Raw genomic sequence first — 18,830 nt, forward strand, 5'->3', positions numbered from 1 at the left:
CAACACTTAGCACTAGCTTTTTTCAAATAAAGCAATAGATTCAACATGGCCTGTATGACTGAACATATCCATCACACCAGCTTTCTTCAACTGATAACCATGTTGTACTAAAATCCCTGTATCACGTGCTAATGTAGCAGGATTACAGGAAACATAGACGATTTTTTTTGCACCAAAATTTGGCACATAGTGCATAATTTCTTCAGCTCCAGCGCGTGGTGGGTCTATTAAGAGTGCATCGAACCCTTGATTTGCCCAAGAATGTTGCGAAAAATCTTGCGTTAAATCCTGAGCATAAAATTTTACGTTTGTGATGCCGTTTTTCAGTGCATTTTCTGTCCCACGCATCACCATTTCCTCACTTCCCTCCACCGCGACGACCTCACCCCGTGTTACAGAACGTGCAAGTGGCAATGAGAAATTCCCTAGACCACAGAATAAATCAAGAACACGCTCATTTCCGCTCAGGTCAAGCAATTCACATGCCAGCTTCACCATTTGTGGATTAATGGTGGGGTTAACCTGAGTAAAGTCAGTCGGTTTAAAACCAAACGTCACGTTAAAATCCGGTAGTGAGTAATGTAATCGCTCAGATAGGTCACCATCCGCACGATGAACACTACTTACACCAGCAGGTTGCAAATAAAGCTGCCATGATCTTTCTAACGCAAATTCACGCAGTTGGTTGACATCATTTTGCGGTAATTTGTTGGTATGACGTATCAAAAGTGCAACCTCTTGATCTCCTTTCGCCAATTCAATATGACCTATATCTGCTTTTGCTTTTAGATTTTCAAGGAGTACCTTGAGGTGAGGTAACGCAGCATCTAGCTCTGCATCTAAAATTTTGCAGGTTTTAATTTCAGTAAGCTGATTAGATTGAGCCTCACGAAAACCCATGACTAATTTATTTTTTTTAGCAATGTAGCGAACGCCAATACGAGCCTTGTGACGATAATCTTCACGTGTCGAACGCAATGGTTCTAGCCACGACTCTGGAAGAGCACCTGCAAAGTGGGTGAGATGCGACTCTAAAACTGATTGTTTTAAACGAATTTGTTCATCTAATTTTATGTGCTGCATATTACAGCCTCCACATTTTCCAAAATGTGGACAAACTGGCTGTGTACGAATTGGACTCGGCGCCCCAATCAACTGCACACAATCAGCTTCTTCTAATTTTTTTGCCTGATGGGTAATTTGAGCTTCTACTGTTTCTCCTGGCAGTGCAAAACGAATAAAAACCTTTTTACCCAATTTGTCTTGAGGATGTTCCTGTCCTTGAAAATGTGCGATCCCTCGCCCTTCATGTGAAAGTCTCTCAACTGTAAATGTATAACGAGGAAGTTGAGATGAGCGATGTGCGGCACGTTGTTTCAAAGAGATAACCTAATGTTGAGTTGATTTAAAATCCGAAGCAGTGAAGTCAGTTTTTTCAGCAGTTTCTTGCCAAATACGCAAAAATTCTGTTTGCTGGGGTTGACCTTGAAGATAATGAATCGTCGCTTGAATCCACAGACGATGATCTTCAGGCAAAATCTGTCCTTTTAACAATACATAGCGCAGATAGACTAACCATGTGTTTAAAACATCCCCTTCACAATAACTGGTTAATTCTATCCAATTATTGTTACGAACATATTCAGGGATAAAATAACCTGGTGTTCCGCGCTTACCCGGGTAACCGAGCATATAAGCGACATCATCCAGTTTTTGGAAGTGACGCGCATTAAACATTGCCATAAAATCCATCAAATCAATATGACGATGATGGTAACGATTCTGGTAGTTATTATAGCGCTTTTGTGTATCAATTTCGCCTTGATCAAACAGACTTGGCGCAGACAACCCATGATACATTGCTCTATACATAATAACAGGCAGATCAAATTGGGAGCCATTCCAACTGACTAAAGTCGGATTACGTTTATCAAAAATTGATAGAAATTTTTGTAAAATTTCAGGTTCTGAATAATGTTCACGACTGAATGAAAATAATTTCATTCCCGCCTTTTCATCAATCCATAGTCCTGAAATACAGACAATTTCATGTAAAGCAAGTCGCTGAAAGTCAGTGCCCGCTTCTTGACGTCTTAACTTACTCAGCGCTTGTTCAATACTATCTTCTGGTAAATCTAAGCCATATAGATGCGCTCCTGATTTAAGATCGGTCAATGTTTCAATATCAAACACTAAAACAGGTAAGCGCATATAGATTTACTCGAATTTATTGTTCATCTTCTACAGAGAATAACCCTGTAGAGAGATAACGATCACCACGATCACACACGATACATGCAATCACAGCACTAGGATGTTGTTCAGCGATTTTTATTGATGCCCAAACTGCACCACCAGAAGAAGTACCAGCACTAATTCCTTCCTTACGTGCCAATTGACGAGCCATTTTTTCAGCTTCAATTTGTGGAATATCCATAATTTGATCAACACGAGAAGCATCAAAAATCGTCGGTAAATATTCTTGAGGCCAACGGCGAATACCTGCAATATTCGACCCTTCAGATGGCTGTAGACCAATAATTTGAATATTTGGATTTTGTTCTTTGAGGTATTTTGAAATCCCCATGATGGTTCCCGTTGTTCCCATCGAACTTACAAAATGCGTAATTTTACCGCCAGTTTGTTGCCAAATTTCTGGACCAGTTGTCAAATAGTGTGCTTGGACATTGTCTGGATTACCAAATTGATTGAGTACTAAACCTAGACCATCTTTTTCCATTTGCAGTGCGATATCACGAGCTTCTTCCATATTCTCGGATTCAATAAGCTCAGCACCATACGCACGCATTGCATCTTTGCGCTCTTGACTAGAGCTTGCAGGCATAATCAATTTCATTTTATAGCCACGCATTGCCGCAACCATGGCTAATGCAATACCTGTGTTACCGCTAGTCGCTTCGATCAGCGTATCACCTGGCTTAATGTCACCACGTTTTTCAGCTTGCATGATCATGTTATATGCTGGGCGATCTTTGACAGAGCCCGCTGGATTATTACCTTCCAGTTTTGCCAATACAGTCGCTTGAGTATGACTTGCCAGACGCTGTAACCTAACCAATGGGGTTTTACCCACATAGTGGTCTAATAAAAAATCGTCTGATTGAAAATCTACTTGTGTATTACTCATTATTTGCACCCATATTGAGGTGCAGGTATTGTATGAAAAAAAGTATCTCACTGCATCAATTTCAAAGGCTTTTTAATGAGGGTGATTAAAGCACCATCATTTTTTTAAAGCGTGCTAATATGCCCAACATGGGGAATGAGTCACTCTGCACATGTCGAATTTGAATAAAAAAATCTTCAATCGCTTAAAACTAAACCATGCTTATGGGCAATTGATTGCCCTCATTTTTGTACCCATTGCGGTACTGGCAAGCGTCGGCTCTGCACTGGTACTCACAGAAACGTCTAATTCCGCAAAATCAGAACAACGCTTTGCCGCAAATGCAATTTTAAGTCGTTATAAATACACGACAGAAAACCTACTTATTGCGCTTGAAAAAAACCCCTCACAAGCGCAACAAGACCGCGCTAAAAGCATCTTACAAAAGATGTTTAATGAAAAGTATTTACTCAGTGTCGCAGTCCTAGACCAACAACAAAAACCTTATTTTGGGTTAGGCTATCGCAATGATAAACCTTGGCCTAGCTTCCCGACCAATGTACAAACATTTGGTCCGATTAAAGATCAACATAATCATATTTATGGCTTAGCATTAAATACGCCTGATCAAAGTAAAAAATGGCTTGTTATCGAGCTAGATAATCAACCTCTCGCCATCTCTCAATATCGTGTTTTCATTGTACTGATCACGACGGGTTTGTTGACACTTTTACTCTTATTACTGTGCTTGAACTTTTATTCACGACGTTGGATTGCACCTATGTACGAAATACGTATGCAATTACAGCGACTCAATGCAGACACACTCGACCAACACATGGTCATCAATAGTACTGGCGAGTTAAGGTTACTCCAACGTGATATTGCGAATGTCGTGAAGCGTCTACATTTCAGCTTTTTAGAGCTGAAGGAACATACCGAGCAGACCGAAGACGATTTAAGACGTACGCTTGATACACTTGAAGTGCAAAATATTACTTATAAACAAGCACGCGATCAGGCCATCTCATCCAATCAGGCAAAATCTGTTTTTCTTGCCAATATCAGTCATGAGTTGCGTACCCCGCTGAATAGTATCGATGGTTTTATTCACTTGTTATTGCGCCAAGAGAATCTCAGCAATGATCAAAGCCTGTATTTGCAAACGATTCGCAAATCATCAGCACATCTTTTAGCACTGATCAATGACGTCTTGGACTTTTCAAAAATTGATGCCGGTAAACTTGAATTAGAAACCGCATCATTTGATTTAGAAGAAGCGATCTTCGATGTTATGGACATGTTGTCGCCATTAGCCGCCCAAAAAAATATCGACATGGCCTTCTACTATGCCGATAACATTCCAAAGTATGTGATTGGCGATGCTTTACGTTGTAAACAGATTTTGACTAACCTGATTTCAAATGCCATTAAATTCACCCCTGATGGTGAAATTATTGTACGTGTTCGAATGGAGCATGACGATCTAGAACATTGCCTATTGCATTTTAGTGTTCAAGATAGTGGTATTGGGTTAAGTGGTACAGACCGAAAACGGTTATTTGAATCATTTTCTCAAGGCGATGCTTCCGTCACTCGTCAATTTGGTGGCACAGGTTTAGGCTTAGCAATCTCAAAACAATTGGTTAATCTGATGCATGGCCAAATTGGCTTTGAAGATAACCAAGAACGCGCCCCAACTGAAAAGGGTTCAACATTCTGGTTTACTGCGAAATTTGCGGTTGATGAATATGAAATTATTCATCCGCAATTCCATGACATGCGTGTCATCTCCTATTTAGCCCACCCTGCAACTGCGAATGTTTTACGTCATTATTTAGAAAATTACGGTGTTGAACACACAGAAGCTCAATCCATTCTAGATTTATTCAGCCGTCTAAACGGTTTGACACATCATCCTGAAAATACGTGGTTGATTGTAGATCACAGTGGTGATCCAGAGGCTTTATTAAAAGAGATTCGCGGACGTTATCAAGGTCACTTAGCCGTATATGGCTATCAGATGGCGCTCGACCTCAACATGTTGAATGAATACAAAGCGAGACCACTGTATCAACCTCTGAGCCGTTCATCATTAATTCAGCTTTTGGAAAATCAGCCAATATTTGAAGTAGAACCTCATGATAACTTTAAAGCCCTTAATTTACATGTACTTGCAGTAGACGATCATCTACCAAATTTAATCGTTTTAGAAGCTTTGCTCGGCGAAATTAATGTTCAAACAACTAAAGCGCAAAGTGGACAAGAGGCACTACAAATTTTACAACAACAGATTCAAAATGATGAAAAGCCGTTTGATCTGATATTTATGGACATTCAAATGCCAGTAATGTCCGGCATCGATACGACTCGTGCGATCAGGTCACTAGAATCCACCATCGAGGGACGTCACACACCGATCATTGCACTTACAGCACATGCTTTAGCAGATGAGAAACAAAAGTTGCTTAAAGTCGGCATGGATGACTATGTCACCAAACCAATCCAAATGGATCAAATTATTCAAATTCTGACCCATTGGAGCAGTGATAAGTTTATTCATCCAATTAAATCCCAAGAAAAAACTTTACGTATCGAAACCTTAGATCATCAGGTTTTAGATTGGAAACAGTGCGTTCAATTGGCAGCGAATAAAGAAGATTTAGCACAAGATTTATTGAAGATGCTGGTAGATAGTTTCCCAAATGAACTTGCTGAAATAGAACAACTCATCGAACTTGAAGATTATCCGCAGCTCGAACATGTATTACACCGTTTATATGGGGCAACACGCTACGTCGGCACTCCGAATTTACAAAGCATCACAGGTGAATTTGAACAGTTCGTTTCAACGCTGCGTAAAGAGCGTAGAAAAGCAGATGAGCAATTTATTGAAAATGTGATGAAACGGCTGGATGAATTAAAAGATGCGATTGTACAAGTAAAAGAAGCAGCCGAGTCTATTTTGAATCATTAATAGACGATCAACGCACTGTATTAGGCAATACGTGATGACTCTACTGTCACGACAGTCTATTTTGGACATGTTATGCTTAAAACAAGAAACAATAAACTCGAGTCACAATAATGGCTGTAATACGTGTAGAAAAAAATAATGGAATTGCGACGGTTTTTCTGAATCGTCCCGACAAACGTAACGCGATGAGCTTTCAACTTTTGAAAGAGTTGGTGCAAGTCGCAAAAAAAATTAAATCTGATCGTACTATCCGCTGTGTGATTCTCACTGGTGAAGCCAACGTATTTAGTGCAGGTATTGATTTAACAGACCTGAATAATCCACAAAATCGTGCTTATGCCGCATGGGAACTCATTAAGCCTGGTCAAAGTCTATTTCAAAAAGCTTTTTTAATCTGGCAAGAACTCCCTGTTCCAGTCATTGCAGCTATTGAAGGGTATTGCTTCGGTGCAGGTATGCAATTGGCTTTAGCGGCTGATATTCGAATTGCTCACCCCAACACCCAAATGTCGATTATGGAAACCCGTTGGGGCTTAGTTCCAGATATGGGGTTAACACGCTCAATCAAAGGTATTATTGGAGTCGACCTAGCCAAAGAATTATCATTAACAGCACGTGTATTTGATGGTCAATATGCCAAAGAAATTGGATTGATCACACATGTTGATAACGCGCCGATGCAAAAAGCTCAACAGCTTGCCGACGAAATGTTGCAGCGCTCACCTGATGCCTTAGCTGCAGTAAAACAAGTCTTAGATGCGATGGAACACGCACCCAAAAAATCACTTCGTCTTGAGAAAATTTGGCAACTCAAATTACTCCTTGGCAAAAACAGTCAAATTGCGCGTAAAAAAGATAAAAATCCAGATTTGGAATTTCTACCACGTCAATTCAAATAAATTGGTTTTCAAACTTAGATCAGGGATTAGCTTCAATAATGATTAACGGTCAAACTAAAATCGCATTCTTAGGTATGGGTTTAATGGGTAGCAGAATGGCGACTCGATTGATACAGGCTGGGTTTTACACTGCTGTCTGGAACCGAAGCCCCAACGCATGTGAGCCGTTAATCCAGCTTGGGGCACATCCCCTTCAACTCTCTGAGATAGCACAATTTGATCTGATCCTAACTTGTTTAGCCGATGACAATGCGGTAGAGGCTGTTTTTTCTCAAATTGAATCACTGATTCAACCCGAGCAGATTATTGTGGACTTCTCGAGTCTATCTGTGGATAAAACTAAAAATCTTGCACAACGTGCAACTGCTAAATCAGCGCATTGGATAGATTCTCCTGTGTCAGGTGGAACAGCTGGTGCTGAAAATGGCAGTTTAGTTATTTTTGCTGGCGGACCATCGAGCATCATCGAATCTTTACAACCAATGTATCAAGTTCTTTCACAACGTGTAACCTGTATGGGTGGAACTGGAACAGGACAAGCCACCAAAATTTGTAATCAACTCATCGTTGCTGCAAATAGCACACTCATCGCAGAAGCTGTTGCTTTAGCAGATCAGGCGGGTGTTGATACTCAACTGCTTGCACCTGCCTTAGCAGGTGGATTCGCCGACTCTAAACCTTTTCAAATTTTAACACCACGTATGGCAACGCATGAGTTTGAGCCTGTGCAATGGAAAGTTCAGACGCTGTCTAAAGATTTAAATAATGCCTTGAGTTTGGCTCGACAATTTGACCTTAATATTCCTGTCGCTCAACAAGCCTTAGAACAATTGAAAGCGCATCAATCCAATGGCTTTTCTGAATCAGACCTTGCCTCAGTCATTCTGCAAGTTGAACAAAACAATAAATAGGTCGCATTCAATATGAAGCTCGCTGTTAATTTATCGATGATCTTTACAGAAGTTCCACTCATTGAACGCTTTGCGCTGGCTGCTGAATATGGGTTCCAACATGTAGAAATTCAATTTCCATATGAGCTGAGTATTGAGCAAATTCAGCATGAACTTAATGAACATCAACTTAGCTTGTGTCTCATCAACGTTCCTGCCGGAGATTTAATGCAAGGCGGATGCGGATTAGCAAGTATCCCAAGTAAAACTGATGAATTTAAACAAGCTGTTGACTTAGCGATTGAATATGCATGCTCACTTAATATACCTCGAGTGAATATTTTGGCTGGCAAGCAACCAGATAATGTTGAATATCAGGTCTGCTATGAAACCTTAGTCTCAAATCTTAAATTTGTCAGCGAGATCTTCACAGCGCATGGGATTCAACCCGTTTTTGAGATGATTAATGGCTTTGATATGCCCAACTTCATGATTCAAACAATGCATCAAGCCAAAGAGTTACTGAAAGACGTCAATCATCCAGCTCTAAAAATGCAATTCGATTGCTATCACATGGCTAGAATGCAAGAAGACCTGATTCTGTCACTCAAAGAAAATATGCAACACATTGGGCATATCCAATTTGCAGATGTACCAGGTCGACATGAACCACTCACAGGGATAATTGACTATCCCGCTATTTTTGAATGCATTGCAAATAGCATGTATGAAGGATTTGTCGCAGCCGAATATCGCCCCCAATCTCATTCAACAGATTCTTTCGAATGGAAAAATAAACTTCTTTAATATCATCATATTGTGGTATAAAATTTGTTCAAAGTTTGAATTTTCAAGCAGAAAGCGCTATAGTGAAAGATGAGTTATAGTCAGGAAAATACACTTCTCATGAATTTAGAACCATCGCCCGGCGCTTCTAATTCTCACGAACTCTCTTTGAATTCTCCAAAACAAGACGTTCAAGCTTGCTTAAAAGTTGTTCAAGAAGCATTGCTTGACGTTAAAGCAAAAGAAATCACAACGATTGATGTTAGCGAAGTGAGCAATGTTGCAGATGCAATTGTCATTGCTTCAGGTACTTCTACACGTCACGTGAAAGCGCTTGCAAACAACGTCGCTGATGAAGCACGTAAAGCAGGTTTTCGCCCTATCGGTATTGAAGGCGAAAGCGATGCAGAATGGATCCTTGTTGATCTTGGCACTGTTGTAGTACATCTGATGTTACCTACAGCACGTAAGTTTTATGATCTAGAAAACTTATGGCGTAATGCTTCAACTACAGATTCTGTAGCATAAACATATTAAAGCGACCTTCTTGGTCGCTTTTTTATACTGTGCATTTTAAATTTATAACAATAAAGCCAACAAAAAAGAACTCACTAATTTGGTTTACCTTGATATGACCATGATAAAAGCCACAAGAACAGATCACGATGCATTAGTAGAAACATTAATGCAATCCTTTTGGAACGAAGAGTTTTGCAACTGGGCGATCCAAGCTGAAAAACTGAGTTTCCAACAAAAACATGAAAAACTAGAGCAATTCTTTAGTATTCAATTGAAAGATATCGCTCAACCATATGATGAAGTCTATACCAATCCCGATCGCTCAGTTGCTGCACTTTGGATTCCGCCAAATCAGTGGGATTTAAACCTCATTCAGCAGGTTAAACTACTCCCTCAATTAACGAAGATTATCGGTTTAAGACAACTGGTGAAATTTATTCACATCATTAATCTGGTGCAGAAACATCATCCCAGTGAGGCGCATTATTATTTACAACTCATAGGTGTAAGTCCTGACCACCAAGGACAAGGCTTAGCCAGCAAAGTCTTAACACCTATTCTCACCAAGAGCGATCAACACGGTATCCCATGTTATTTAGAAACTGCAACACCAAGCAATGTTGGACTCTATCGTCATTATGGATTTGAAGTGATCTTTCACCTTCGCGATCTGCCCTACGATGCACCTGAAATTTGGGGAATGTGGCGAAAACCTACACATGAAAAATAAAAAAACCACCCGAAGGTGGTTTTTTTAAAACAGTCTATAAATTAGTGACCTGTACCATTAATGGCTTTCGTCATATCTTCAACAACTTTCTTCGCATCACCAAAGATCATCATTGTTTTGTCGTTATAGAACAAGTCATTATCAAGACCCGCATAACCTGTCGCCATAGAGCGCTTGATCACCATAATGGTACGAGCTTTATGTGCTTCAAGAATAGGCATACCATAAATTGGCGAGTTTGGATCATCTTTCGCTGCAGGGTTAACGACGTCATTCGCACCGATGACCAACACCACATCTGTTGCTGGGAAGTCTGAGTTAATCTCATCCATCTCTAAGATGTCTTCGTACGGAACATCTGCTTCAGCTAAAAGGACGTTCATGTGACCAGGCATACGACCTGCCACTGGGTGAATCGCAAAACGTACAGTTACACCTTGCTCTTTCAATAAATTTGCAAGCTCTTTCACCGCATTTTGAGCACGACCCTGCGCCATACCATAACCCGGTACAATTACAACACTGTCTGCATTTGACATTAAGAAACCAGCATCGTCAGCAGAACCAGAACGGTAGTTGCGTTGAACTGCTGCACCAGCTGCTGCTGTCGGTGCTGCAACACCACCCATTGCACCACCAAACAATACGTTGATGATTGAACGGTTCATTGCTTTACACATAATATAAGACAGAATTGCACCTGACGAACCTACAAGCGAACCTGCAACAATTAACATGTTGTTTTCAAGCGTAAAACCAATCCCTGCTGCCGCCCATCCAGAGAATGAGTTAAGTAAAGACACCACAACTGGCATATCACCACCACCAACAGGCGCAATCCATACCCAACCAAAGGCTAAAGCAAGTGCTGTCATTGCCCAGAACGAGGTCATGTTACCCGTCAAGAAGAAGTGAATCCCTGCTGCTAGCATCGCAATAAAAATCAAAGCTTGAACAGGTTTAACCCATGCACCTGAAATCGTTTTTGCCCATTTCTTTGCCGCCAATTTACCATAAGCAAATACCGATGCAGTGAATGTAATGGCACCAACGAAACATCCTACGAATAATTCGAATAAATGTACGCGACTCATTTCATGGAAGTTCACACCATTTGCAGCCAGTAAGTCTGGCCCAAGCTCGACGAGCTTGTTGTTGTGAATAATTGCAGCGATCGCAATCAACACTGCAGCAAGACCCACGAGTGAGTGCATGAGAGCAACTGTTTCTGGCATTTGTGTCATAGGCACTGTACGAGCTCGAGCAATACCAACAATCGCACCCAATACCATTGCACCGACAATCATCCATACCACAGGATTATCAGCAACAAAGAAAGTTGTTAACACGGCGATTGCCATTGCAATCATACCGTAACGGTTACCTGCAATTGCTGTCTTAGGACCAGACAAGCCACGCAAAGTTAAGATAAAAAGAACGGCACCGATTAGGTAAAACCAATCCGCATACTCACGAATAAATTCCATGTATTAACCCTCTTTTTTCTTTTGCTTTGGCTTAAACATTTCAAGCATACGAGCGGTTACAGCGAAGCCACCGAAAATATTAATGCTTGCTAAGAAAACAGCGATCGCACCTAATACACTCACCACATTGATGGTTTGAAAATCAACAGCCCCCTCAACACCCATAACAGGTAGACCAACAGTTTGGATCATCGCACCGACAATAATAATTGAAGACAATGCATTCGTTACGGCCATCAGCGGCGTGTGAAGCGCAGGTGTCACTCCCCAAACAACGTAATAACCTACGAAGATTGCGAGGACAAAAATTGTAATAGTTTCAACCATGATCAGTCTCCTTAACCACGCTTCAACAGCACTTGACCACCATGAGTGACAAGCAATGCTTTTTGGATTTCATCTTCTTGATTAATGCTGTAGTTTTTATCTTGATCAAAAAGCGTTTCAACAAAGTTATAAACGTTACGTGCATATAGCGCTGAAGCTTCTGTAGAAACGGTCGCTGGAATATTTGGAATACCCAAAATTTTCACGCCATTATCAGTCACAACAGTTTCACCGCATTTTGAGCCTTCAACGTTACCGCCAGTTTCAACTGCCATATCGAGGATGACTGAACCTGGTTTCATTTTGGCAACTGTTTCAGCTTTAATTAAGCGCGGTGCATCACGACCTGGTAAAAGCGCCGTCGTGATCACGATGTCAGCATTCGATACCGCTTTGTCTACAATTGCAGCTTGGTCTTTAATATATTGTTCACCAGGCATCCAACCATAACCATTTTTTGCAGCTTCATCGGCACGCGCTTGCTCTTCTGCTGACATTGGTACGTCTAACCATTTACCGCCTAAAGATTCAACTTGATCTTTGGCTGTTGGACGTAAGTCTGTCGCTTCAACAATAGCACCTAAACGTTTGGCTGTTGCAATCGCTTGTAAGCCTGCTACACCAACACCCATAATGACTACACGAGCTGGTTTAACCGTACCCGCCGCTGTCATTAACATTGGGAACATACGTTGGTACTCTGCCGCCGCAAGAAGCACAGATTTATAACCTGCCAAGTTTGCTTGTGATGACAACACGTCCATATTTTGGGCACGAGATAACGTACGTGGTAATAACTCAAGTGCAAATGCAGACACTTGCTGAGCAGCGAATTGATCAAGTTCTGTATTACGGTACGGATCAAACATCGCAACCACTGTGGTGTTTGGGGCTAATTTTTGTATTTCTTCGCCTTTAGGTGCGCGAACTTTTAAAACCAAGTGACTGCCGGTATAAGCATCATCAACAATTTTTGCACCAACCTGTTCATAAGCACTATCAATATAAGCAGCTTTAACACCTGCATTACGTTGGATAACGACACTGTGACCAGCACCAATTAACTTCTTTACTGTTTCTGGTGTCGCAGCTACACGACTTTCACCAACTACAGTTTCGGTAGGGATTCCGATCTGCATGAGCATTCCTCAAGCTAATTTTTCTTAAAGTAGATATCGCATTCCTGCGATATACCCCTGGATGTATTCATGTGAATTTTTTGGATTCTAATTGAACTTTTTTAAATTACCACCCAATATTTATTTAATAAATACCCTCATTTTGAACTCATGATTCACAATCATCACAAAATTTCATGGTATTTGATCTATCATTTTCATAAAAAATAGTTCCAGATTCGTTCAATTTTCGATCCATTTTTTAACAAAAAAGAAACTTTTTTCTAATTTATCGTCAGTATAGGGAGCTTGACTTTATTAAGCTTTGATCATTCTGACATTTTTTAGCTTTCTTTTTATCCCTTTTGATTGTGTTAAAGCGCCGTGCATGTCACAATTTTAGTTGCTTCTTTCATTCTCATAAATCTCAATTTGCCGAATTGACAAAAAATCAGACTAATCGATTCAAATTCTCACGACATTCTTAAAAATTATAAATAAGACAAAATTTAGATAAATCTAGGTTTACACATTGGGCTTAGATTTTGGCTTAAAGATGAAATACAAGATGACAGATTCTTGAAAAGAATGCTTACAAACCGTGCAAAAAAAATTTGAAATATTTTTTTGATGTATTTTTTGGGTTGATAGACCACTGTTTTTTTCATATTACGCACCACAATGATGCATTTAAACAAAAAATCAAAACTTCTTATGTCGCTAGGTAGGTGATTTAGCGAAAATTAGAGATTGAATTTTAGAGCTTACAATGAAGATTGGCTTATACTTCCATTACTTAAAAATTGATTTTTAACATTTATGGTACTTAAGCTGACTCCCACTCAGTTAGGGAGTTTATGTGCGCTGTTGGCAGCATTCTTGTTTAGTAGTAAAGCGATCTTAATCAAACAAGCTTATGCAGTTTCTGAAGATGTTGATGCAACATTGCTGGTTGCCTTAAGGATGCTCAGTGCCTTACCCGTTTTTCTTTTTATTTGTTGGTTGAACCGACACCGTAATCGTGGATTTTCAGCGCAGGATTGGGCCCTACTCCTCGTTGCTGGTTTGATTGGATATTATTTTTCAAGTTGGCTCGATTTTATGAGTCTGATGTACATCAGTGCCTCTTTGGAGCGTATTATCCTATTTCTATATCCTACCATGACAGTAATTGCATCAAGTGTAATTTTCAAACATCCTCTTTCACTGAAGACTATTTTTGCAATTGGACTAAGTTATGGCGGCACGCTTATGGTGATGCTCCAAGAACAAAGCAATATGCCTCATGAAAGTAATTTTTGGCTAGGTGTGAGTTTAGTTTTCGCAAGCGCGATTTGCTTTGCGAGTTATCTATTGATGACTCCAAAATTAATCCAAAAATTTGGATCGTGGAATTTTACGGGCTTAGCAATGTCTATCGCCTGCTTAGGGACGATTCTTCACTACTTTATTGCTGAGCCAAGTCCTATATCCAATATCCTTCAACAACCTATAGAAATAATCGGATATGGTGTTGCATTAGGTATTGGGGTAACGGTGATTCCAACTATTCTCATTGCGCAAAGTATTGCTCGTTTAGGTGCTTCTCAAACAGCCATGATTGGTTCACTTGGTCCAATTCTGACCATTATATTGGCAACTATCTTTTTAGGGGAATCAATGAATATGATTCAATGGTTTGGTTGTGCGCTGAATATATTGGGTGTGATGATGATTACGCTTTCCAAAACTAAACTGAAATAAAGACAACATTAACCTCACAGTTCAAATTTCAAAATAATGCTTCACGATGAAACTTAGTCTTCATAGTGAATTTCTATTTTCCCTTGATCATCGTCAAATTTAATGTCGAGTGGAACAAAGTGGGAACCCGACGATGTAGACCCCATTTGATCATTTTCATTTCTTAGTGGGCATTCAGTTAAAGATAAGCACCCACAACCAATGCACCAATCCAGTTGTTGACGAAGTTGAAGCATATTTAAGATTTTTTGATCTAAAATTTTTTGCCATGCACTCGATAATGCGGTCCAATCTGATTTAGTCGCGGTTTTATTCTTAGGGAGTATGTTAAATGCTTGCTTCACTTCAGAGAGTGAAATCCCAACCTGCTGTGCCACTTTGATGATGGCAATCCTTCTCAGCATATATCGTGGATATCGCCGTTGATTTCCTTCCGTCCGCACACTCCAAATAAGAGCTTTGTCTTCATAAAATCTGAGTGCTGCGACCGATACACCACTTCGAGCAGCTAACGCGCCTATACTGAGCCACTGTTGTAATTTTTGTTCTTCCATGCTCTTGACCTCAAGTTAAGTTGAGCTTTCATAATTCTTTTCTAAGCTTAATGCAGAGAAGATAGAATGACAAAACCAAATAAGCCAACGTTTAGTTTAACCACTAAAAATCCGCCTCAGCTTTATTCTCCAAGGCAACTTGGATATAGCCACATCTGTGAGGTCAAACACTTCAACACAGTCGTTCATATATCAGGTCAAGGTAGTGAAAATGCCGAAGGACATTATTCCACTGATTATTCAGAACAACTCAACCAAGTCTTCGAAAATCTCAAAATTGCTCTCAGCTATGCACATATCGACTTTTATAATATTGCTGTTCTAAGCGTTTTGATTGTCAATTTTGACCAACAAAAACATCACCTGTTAAATCTGAAAATGAATACAATATGGAAAGATCAAAATTTCCCAGCATGCACACTAATCCCTGTGTCTCGCTTGGCATTAGACGCCATGCAAATTGAAATCGAAGCCACAGCTTACTGCTCCTCATCCACTGAGCCATTTATTCATGTATAACGATCTTGACGATTTAAATAAAAAAGACATCACGAATGACACTGCTTTACTTTGGTTGATGGCCATTGCTTGTGGTATTTGTGCAGGCGCTAATTATTATTCGCAGCCCTTAATTCACTCTGTTCAACTTTACTTTAATGCCCCTGCAACAGATGTGGCATTAACTGTTACTTTGGCTCAAGTCTCTTATGCTGTCGGACTACTTTTTATCGTACCACTTGGTGATATTCTCAATAAAACGAAATTAATCCCATTTTTAATGTTCTTTGCAGCAGTGGGATTATTTATTTGTGCTTTTTCGCTCAACCTTTATATGTTATGGGCTGGCACAATTATCACTGGCCTTTTCTCGGTTGCAGCACAAATTTTGATTCCGTTTGCCACGATGGCGGTTCGACCAGAACGAACAGGCGAAGTCGTCGGGTTACTGATGAGCGGATTATTGGTCGGTATTTTGATTTCGACCAGTTTAGCTGGTTTGTTATCCAACTTATTTAATTGGCAGCTCATTTATATCGTCAGTGGAATTTTGATGTTAATGGTCGCTGTGGTACTTAATATTCGTCTGCCTTATATTCCTAGCTCTAAAATTAGTTATTTTGCTGTGTTTAAATCCATGGGGCTGCTACTTAAAGAAGAGCCTCGTTTAATCTATCGCTCAATCATTGGTGCCTTTGCATTTGCAACGATGAGCATCCTCTTCTCCACCATTTCTATTTTACTTAAATCCTCTTTTTCTCTTGAAGATGTCATGGTGGGTTTAGTCACTTTGGTTGGCGTATTTGGCGCCTTGTCCACCAAGAAAATTGGTAAGATCGCCGACCGTGGTTACGTCAAACAAATCACTTGGTTTGGCATTTTAATCCTAGGTAGCGCATGGATATTCCTTTATTTAGGTGCATTCTATTTAAGTTGCTATATCATCGGTTTTGGACTGATGAATCTCGGCCTAGCATTGGTGCATAGTAGCAACCAGAATGTGATTTTTAATTTAAGACCGGATGCTAAATCACGTGTAAATTCACTTTATATGACCAGCTATTTCATTGGTGGCGCAAGTGGTTCCGCGCTAGGAATTTATGCTTGGGATCATGGTGGATGGGCAATGGCGTGTATCGTAGGATTAATTCTGGTCAGTTGTACGGCACTATTCACGCTAGTGGATCAACGTTATCATCAAACCCAACTCAGTTAACTCATAAAATATGCATGTTAAGCCTCTATAAATGGAGGCTTTTTCAACAATTTAACCTCTGCAGTCATCATTCAGTCCTCTAAAGCTGTGTATCTCTTGTGCGTAATCACACACACTGTTCACTATCATTATAAAAAATATTCGTGAACAAGAATGAAAGCAGTTGTATGTCATCAAAATGAATTAACACTTGAAGATGTCAGCCATCTAACACCATCACAAGGACAAACTTTATTAGAAGTTGTGCGATGTGGTATTTGTGGCAGTGATTTACATATGCAACATAGTTGTGACCACATGCATGAACTTACGGCTAAAGTGGGTCTAAAAGGTGTTGCAAAGTCAACAGACCGTTTTGTCATGGGGCATGAATTTTGCGGTCGTGTTCTAGATTATGGTCCTAAAACTAGAAAAAAATTTAAAACAGATACCTTAGTTTGTGCGATGCCACTATTGAAAGTTGATCAGTGGGGTTATCAAGCGACTGGTCTTTCCCCTCAAGCTTCTGGTGGTTATGCCGAACAAATCTTAGTGCAATCTCAACTCATGTTTGCAGTGCCAAATGGATTACATCCCGGTCTTGCGGCAATGACCGAGCCAATGGCAGTTGCTTTACATGCAGTACGTCGGAGCAGAATAAAGAAATCAGAACCCGCAATTGTTATTGGTTGTGGTCCAGTAGGCTTAGGTGTCATTTTAATGCTCAAAGCGATTGGTGTGAAAAAAATTATTGCCAGTGACTTTTCACCAAATCGCCGTCGGCTGGCTCAACTTTGTGGCGCAGATGTCGTCCTTGATCCTAAACAATCCTCGCCTTTTGAGAGTTGGAAAGAATACGGTTTATTGGGTGATGCTTCTGAAGCGATTAACTATGGAATCGGTATTTTTGAAAAGATTCAGTCTATGCATATTCCATGGTGGCATGCGTGGCGTGTGGCTGACAAATTAGGTGCTTTACCCAAACGTCCTGTGATTTTTGAATGTGTCGGGATGCCAGGCATCCTTCAACAGATTATTAACGGTGCGCCATTATTTTCTAAAATTATCGGTGTGGGTGTATGTATGCAATCCGACAGCATCGAACCCGCTTTGGCTTTAAACAAAGAAATCGAAATCCAGTTTGTGATTGGTTATACGCCACTTGAGTTCAGAGATGCGCTCCATATGATCGCTGAAGGTCAAATTGATTGTTCTTCTCTGATAACAGGCGTTGTAGGTCTTGCAGGAGTTAAAGATGCTTTTCAAGCCTTAGGTGATCCTGAACAACACGCTAAAATTTTGGTAGACCCCAAAAAGATCGGATCTGATATCAGTGCACTTTAGGTATTCTTTAATTCCTATACGATATCAGTGCTCATCGAATTTTAACTAGAAGATTCAAAGTTCATCAGAGTCCCTTATTCATCCTGCATGATACTCAATCGAACTTTAAATTTTTAATTTCATCTATGAATAGATCTTAAACAAGGAAGTTTTATGTCAAATTTAAATCACATGCCTTTCAATGTTGAAGCAAGTTGTTCTTGTGGCGCAAATACTTTTCGCTTTTCTCATGCACCCATCGCACATTTTATTTGTCACTGCCAAGTTTGCCAAGAATATACAGGTAAGACATTTTCCGATGTTTTGGTATTTCTAAAACAAGATGTTTATGATTTGAATATTGAACAGACTACTTTTAAACGTTTGAAGTCACCACCCAATATCCGTCGTGGGATATGCAAACAATGTCATTCCCCTTCTATTGAATTTGGAATATTAGATCAGTTGGTATTTATTCCTAAATGGAACTTAAAAGACTTCTCGCAAGTTCCCCCTGAAAATATGCATATTTTTTACCATCGTCGTGTGCAAGATGTAGCTGATGATTTGCCAAAATATAATGGTTTTATCCAGAGTCAAACTCAAGCAGCTAAGTTTATTCTTGAAGGATTAGCTAATAGAATTCTAAAATAAAAT

Annotated in this window: 18 protein-coding genes; 11 read left to right on the forward strand and 7 right to left on the reverse strand. The window is 40.0% G+C overall.

Translation table 11 applies throughout. From position 1 onward, the window contains the following. Window positions 1-12: 12 nt before the first annotated feature. The 3 genes from rlmD to cysM are packed head-to-tail and all read right to left on the reverse strand — an operon-like array spanning window position 13 to window position 3,148. Complete coding sequence (rlmD, locus tag AC1M83_RS07410) at window positions 13-1,380, reverse strand: 23S rRNA (uracil(1939)-C(5))-methyltransferase RlmD (RefSeq protein WP_180028509.1); 1,368 nt, start codon at window positions 1,378-1,380, stop codon at window positions 13-15. A 9-nt stretch (window positions 1,381-1,389) separates the two neighbouring features. Beyond that, on the reverse strand, window positions 1,390-2,211 hold the full coding sequence (locus AC1M83_RS07415; protein WP_035265329.1) for a 3'-5' exonuclease: 822 nt from the start codon (window positions 2,209-2,211) through the stop codon (window positions 1,390-1,392). A gap of 16 nt (window positions 2,212-2,227) precedes the next feature. Next, window positions 2,228-3,148: a cysteine synthase CysM gene (cysM, locus tag AC1M83_RS07420; RefSeq protein ID WP_481588705.1), complete on the reverse strand. Its 921-nt coding sequence runs from the start codon at window positions 3,146-3,148 to the stop codon at window positions 2,228-2,230. 151 nt (window positions 3,149-3,299) lie between these two features. Between cysM and AC1M83_RS07425 the strand changes: the two genes are divergently transcribed. From AC1M83_RS07425 to AC1M83_RS07450, 6 genes are all read left to right on the forward strand, one after another. Further along, window positions 3,300-6,104 carry a GacS-like sensor histidine kinase gene (locus tag AC1M83_RS07425; protein WP_481590353.1) on the forward strand — a complete coding sequence of 935 codons (2,805 nt, stop codon included), beginning with the start codon at window positions 3,300-3,302 and terminating at the stop codon, window positions 6,102-6,104. Window positions 6,105-6,214: 110 nt separating this feature from the next. Further along, window positions 6,215-7,003 carry a crotonase/enoyl-CoA hydratase family protein gene (locus tag AC1M83_RS07430; protein ID WP_092768311.1) on the forward strand — a complete coding sequence of 263 codons (789 nt, stop codon included), beginning with the start codon at window positions 6,215-6,217 and terminating at the stop codon, window positions 7,001-7,003. A gap of 35 nt (window positions 7,004-7,038) precedes the next feature. Further along, window positions 7,039-7,914 carry an NAD(P)-dependent oxidoreductase gene (locus AC1M83_RS07435; RefSeq protein WP_481590400.1) on the forward strand — a complete coding sequence of 292 codons (876 nt, stop codon included), beginning with the start codon at window positions 7,039-7,041 and terminating at the stop codon, window positions 7,912-7,914. A 12-nt stretch (window positions 7,915-7,926) separates the two neighbouring features. Continuing rightward, on the forward strand, window positions 7,927-8,700 hold the full coding sequence (locus tag AC1M83_RS07440) for a hydroxypyruvate isomerase family protein (protein ID WP_481588703.1): 774 nt from the start codon (window positions 7,927-7,929) through the stop codon (window positions 8,698-8,700). Window positions 8,701-8,799: 99 nt separating this feature from the next. After that, complete coding sequence (rsfS, locus tag AC1M83_RS07445; protein WP_035265319.1) at window positions 8,800-9,207, forward strand: ribosome silencing factor; 408 nt, start codon at window positions 8,800-8,802, stop codon at window positions 9,205-9,207. Between the two features lie 103 nt (window positions 9,208-9,310). After that, window positions 9,311-9,928 carry a GNAT family N-acetyltransferase gene (locus AC1M83_RS07450; RefSeq protein ID WP_481590354.1) on the forward strand — a complete coding sequence of 206 codons (618 nt, stop codon included), beginning with the start codon at window positions 9,311-9,313 and terminating at the stop codon, window positions 9,926-9,928. Window positions 9,929-9,969: 41 nt separating this feature from the next. On the opposite strand, the gene AC1M83_RS07455 is transcribed toward AC1M83_RS07450, so the two are convergent. Genes AC1M83_RS07455 through AC1M83_RS07465 form a run of 3 tightly spaced genes read right to left on the reverse strand, consistent with a single transcriptional unit; the run spans window position 9,970 to window position 12,881 of the window. Next, window positions 9,970-11,415 carry an NAD(P)(+) transhydrogenase (Re/Si-specific) subunit beta gene (locus AC1M83_RS07455; protein WP_481588701.1) on the reverse strand — a complete coding sequence of 482 codons (1,446 nt, stop codon included), beginning with the start codon at window positions 11,413-11,415 and terminating at the stop codon, window positions 9,970-9,972. A 3-nt stretch (window positions 11,416-11,418) separates the two neighbouring features. Beyond that, window positions 11,419-11,742, reverse strand: coding sequence for a proton-translocating transhydrogenase family protein (locus AC1M83_RS07460; RefSeq protein ID WP_035265316.1), 324 nt, complete (start codon window positions 11,740-11,742; stop codon window positions 11,419-11,421). Window positions 11,743-11,753: 11 nt separating this feature from the next. Beyond that, window positions 11,754-12,881: a Re/Si-specific NAD(P)(+) transhydrogenase subunit alpha gene (locus AC1M83_RS07465; RefSeq protein ID WP_481590355.1), complete on the reverse strand. Its 1,128-nt coding sequence runs from the start codon at window positions 12,879-12,881 to the stop codon at window positions 11,754-11,756. Between the two features lie 798 nt (window positions 12,882-13,679). Here AC1M83_RS07465 and AC1M83_RS07470 point away from each other — a divergent pair. Further along, the gene (locus AC1M83_RS07470) at window positions 13,680-14,603 is read left to right on the forward strand and encodes a DMT family transporter (RefSeq protein ID WP_481590356.1); all 924 of its coding nucleotides are present in this window, start codon (window positions 13,680-13,682) and stop codon (window positions 14,601-14,603) included. Between the two features lie 53 nt (window positions 14,604-14,656). Here AC1M83_RS07470 and soxR read toward each other — a convergent pair whose 3' ends face one another. Beyond that, on the reverse strand, window positions 14,657-15,157 hold the full coding sequence (soxR, locus tag AC1M83_RS07475; protein ID WP_035265311.1) for a redox-sensitive transcriptional activator SoxR: 501 nt from the start codon (window positions 15,155-15,157) through the stop codon (window positions 14,657-14,659). 66 nt (window positions 15,158-15,223) lie between these two features. Here soxR and AC1M83_RS07480 point away from each other — a divergent pair, with 66 nt between their 5' ends. From AC1M83_RS07480 to AC1M83_RS07495, 4 genes are all read left to right on the forward strand, one after another. Next, a complete protein-coding gene (locus AC1M83_RS07480) occupies window positions 15,224-15,676 on the forward strand; it encodes a RidA family protein (protein WP_481590357.1) in 453 nt (150 codons plus the stop codon). Beyond that, window positions 15,669-16,871, forward strand: coding sequence for an MFS transporter (locus AC1M83_RS07485; RefSeq protein ID WP_481590358.1), 1,203 nt, complete (start codon window positions 15,669-15,671; stop codon window positions 16,869-16,871). Before AC1M83_RS07480 ends, AC1M83_RS07485 begins: the two co-directional genes overlap by 8 nt. Window positions 16,872-17,024: 153 nt before the next feature. After that, window positions 17,025-18,194: a zinc-binding dehydrogenase gene (locus AC1M83_RS07490; protein WP_481590359.1), complete on the forward strand. Its 1,170-nt coding sequence runs from the start codon at window positions 17,025-17,027 to the stop codon at window positions 18,192-18,194. Between the two features lie 153 nt (window positions 18,195-18,347). After that, window positions 18,348-18,827, forward strand: a complete 480-nt coding sequence (locus tag AC1M83_RS07495) for a GFA family protein (RefSeq protein ID WP_481590360.1) — start codon at window positions 18,348-18,350, stop codon at window positions 18,825-18,827. The last annotated feature ends 3 nt before the right edge of the window (window positions 18,828-18,830 follow it).

Source organism: Acinetobacter sp. 25-47-130 (assembly GCF_056779705.1).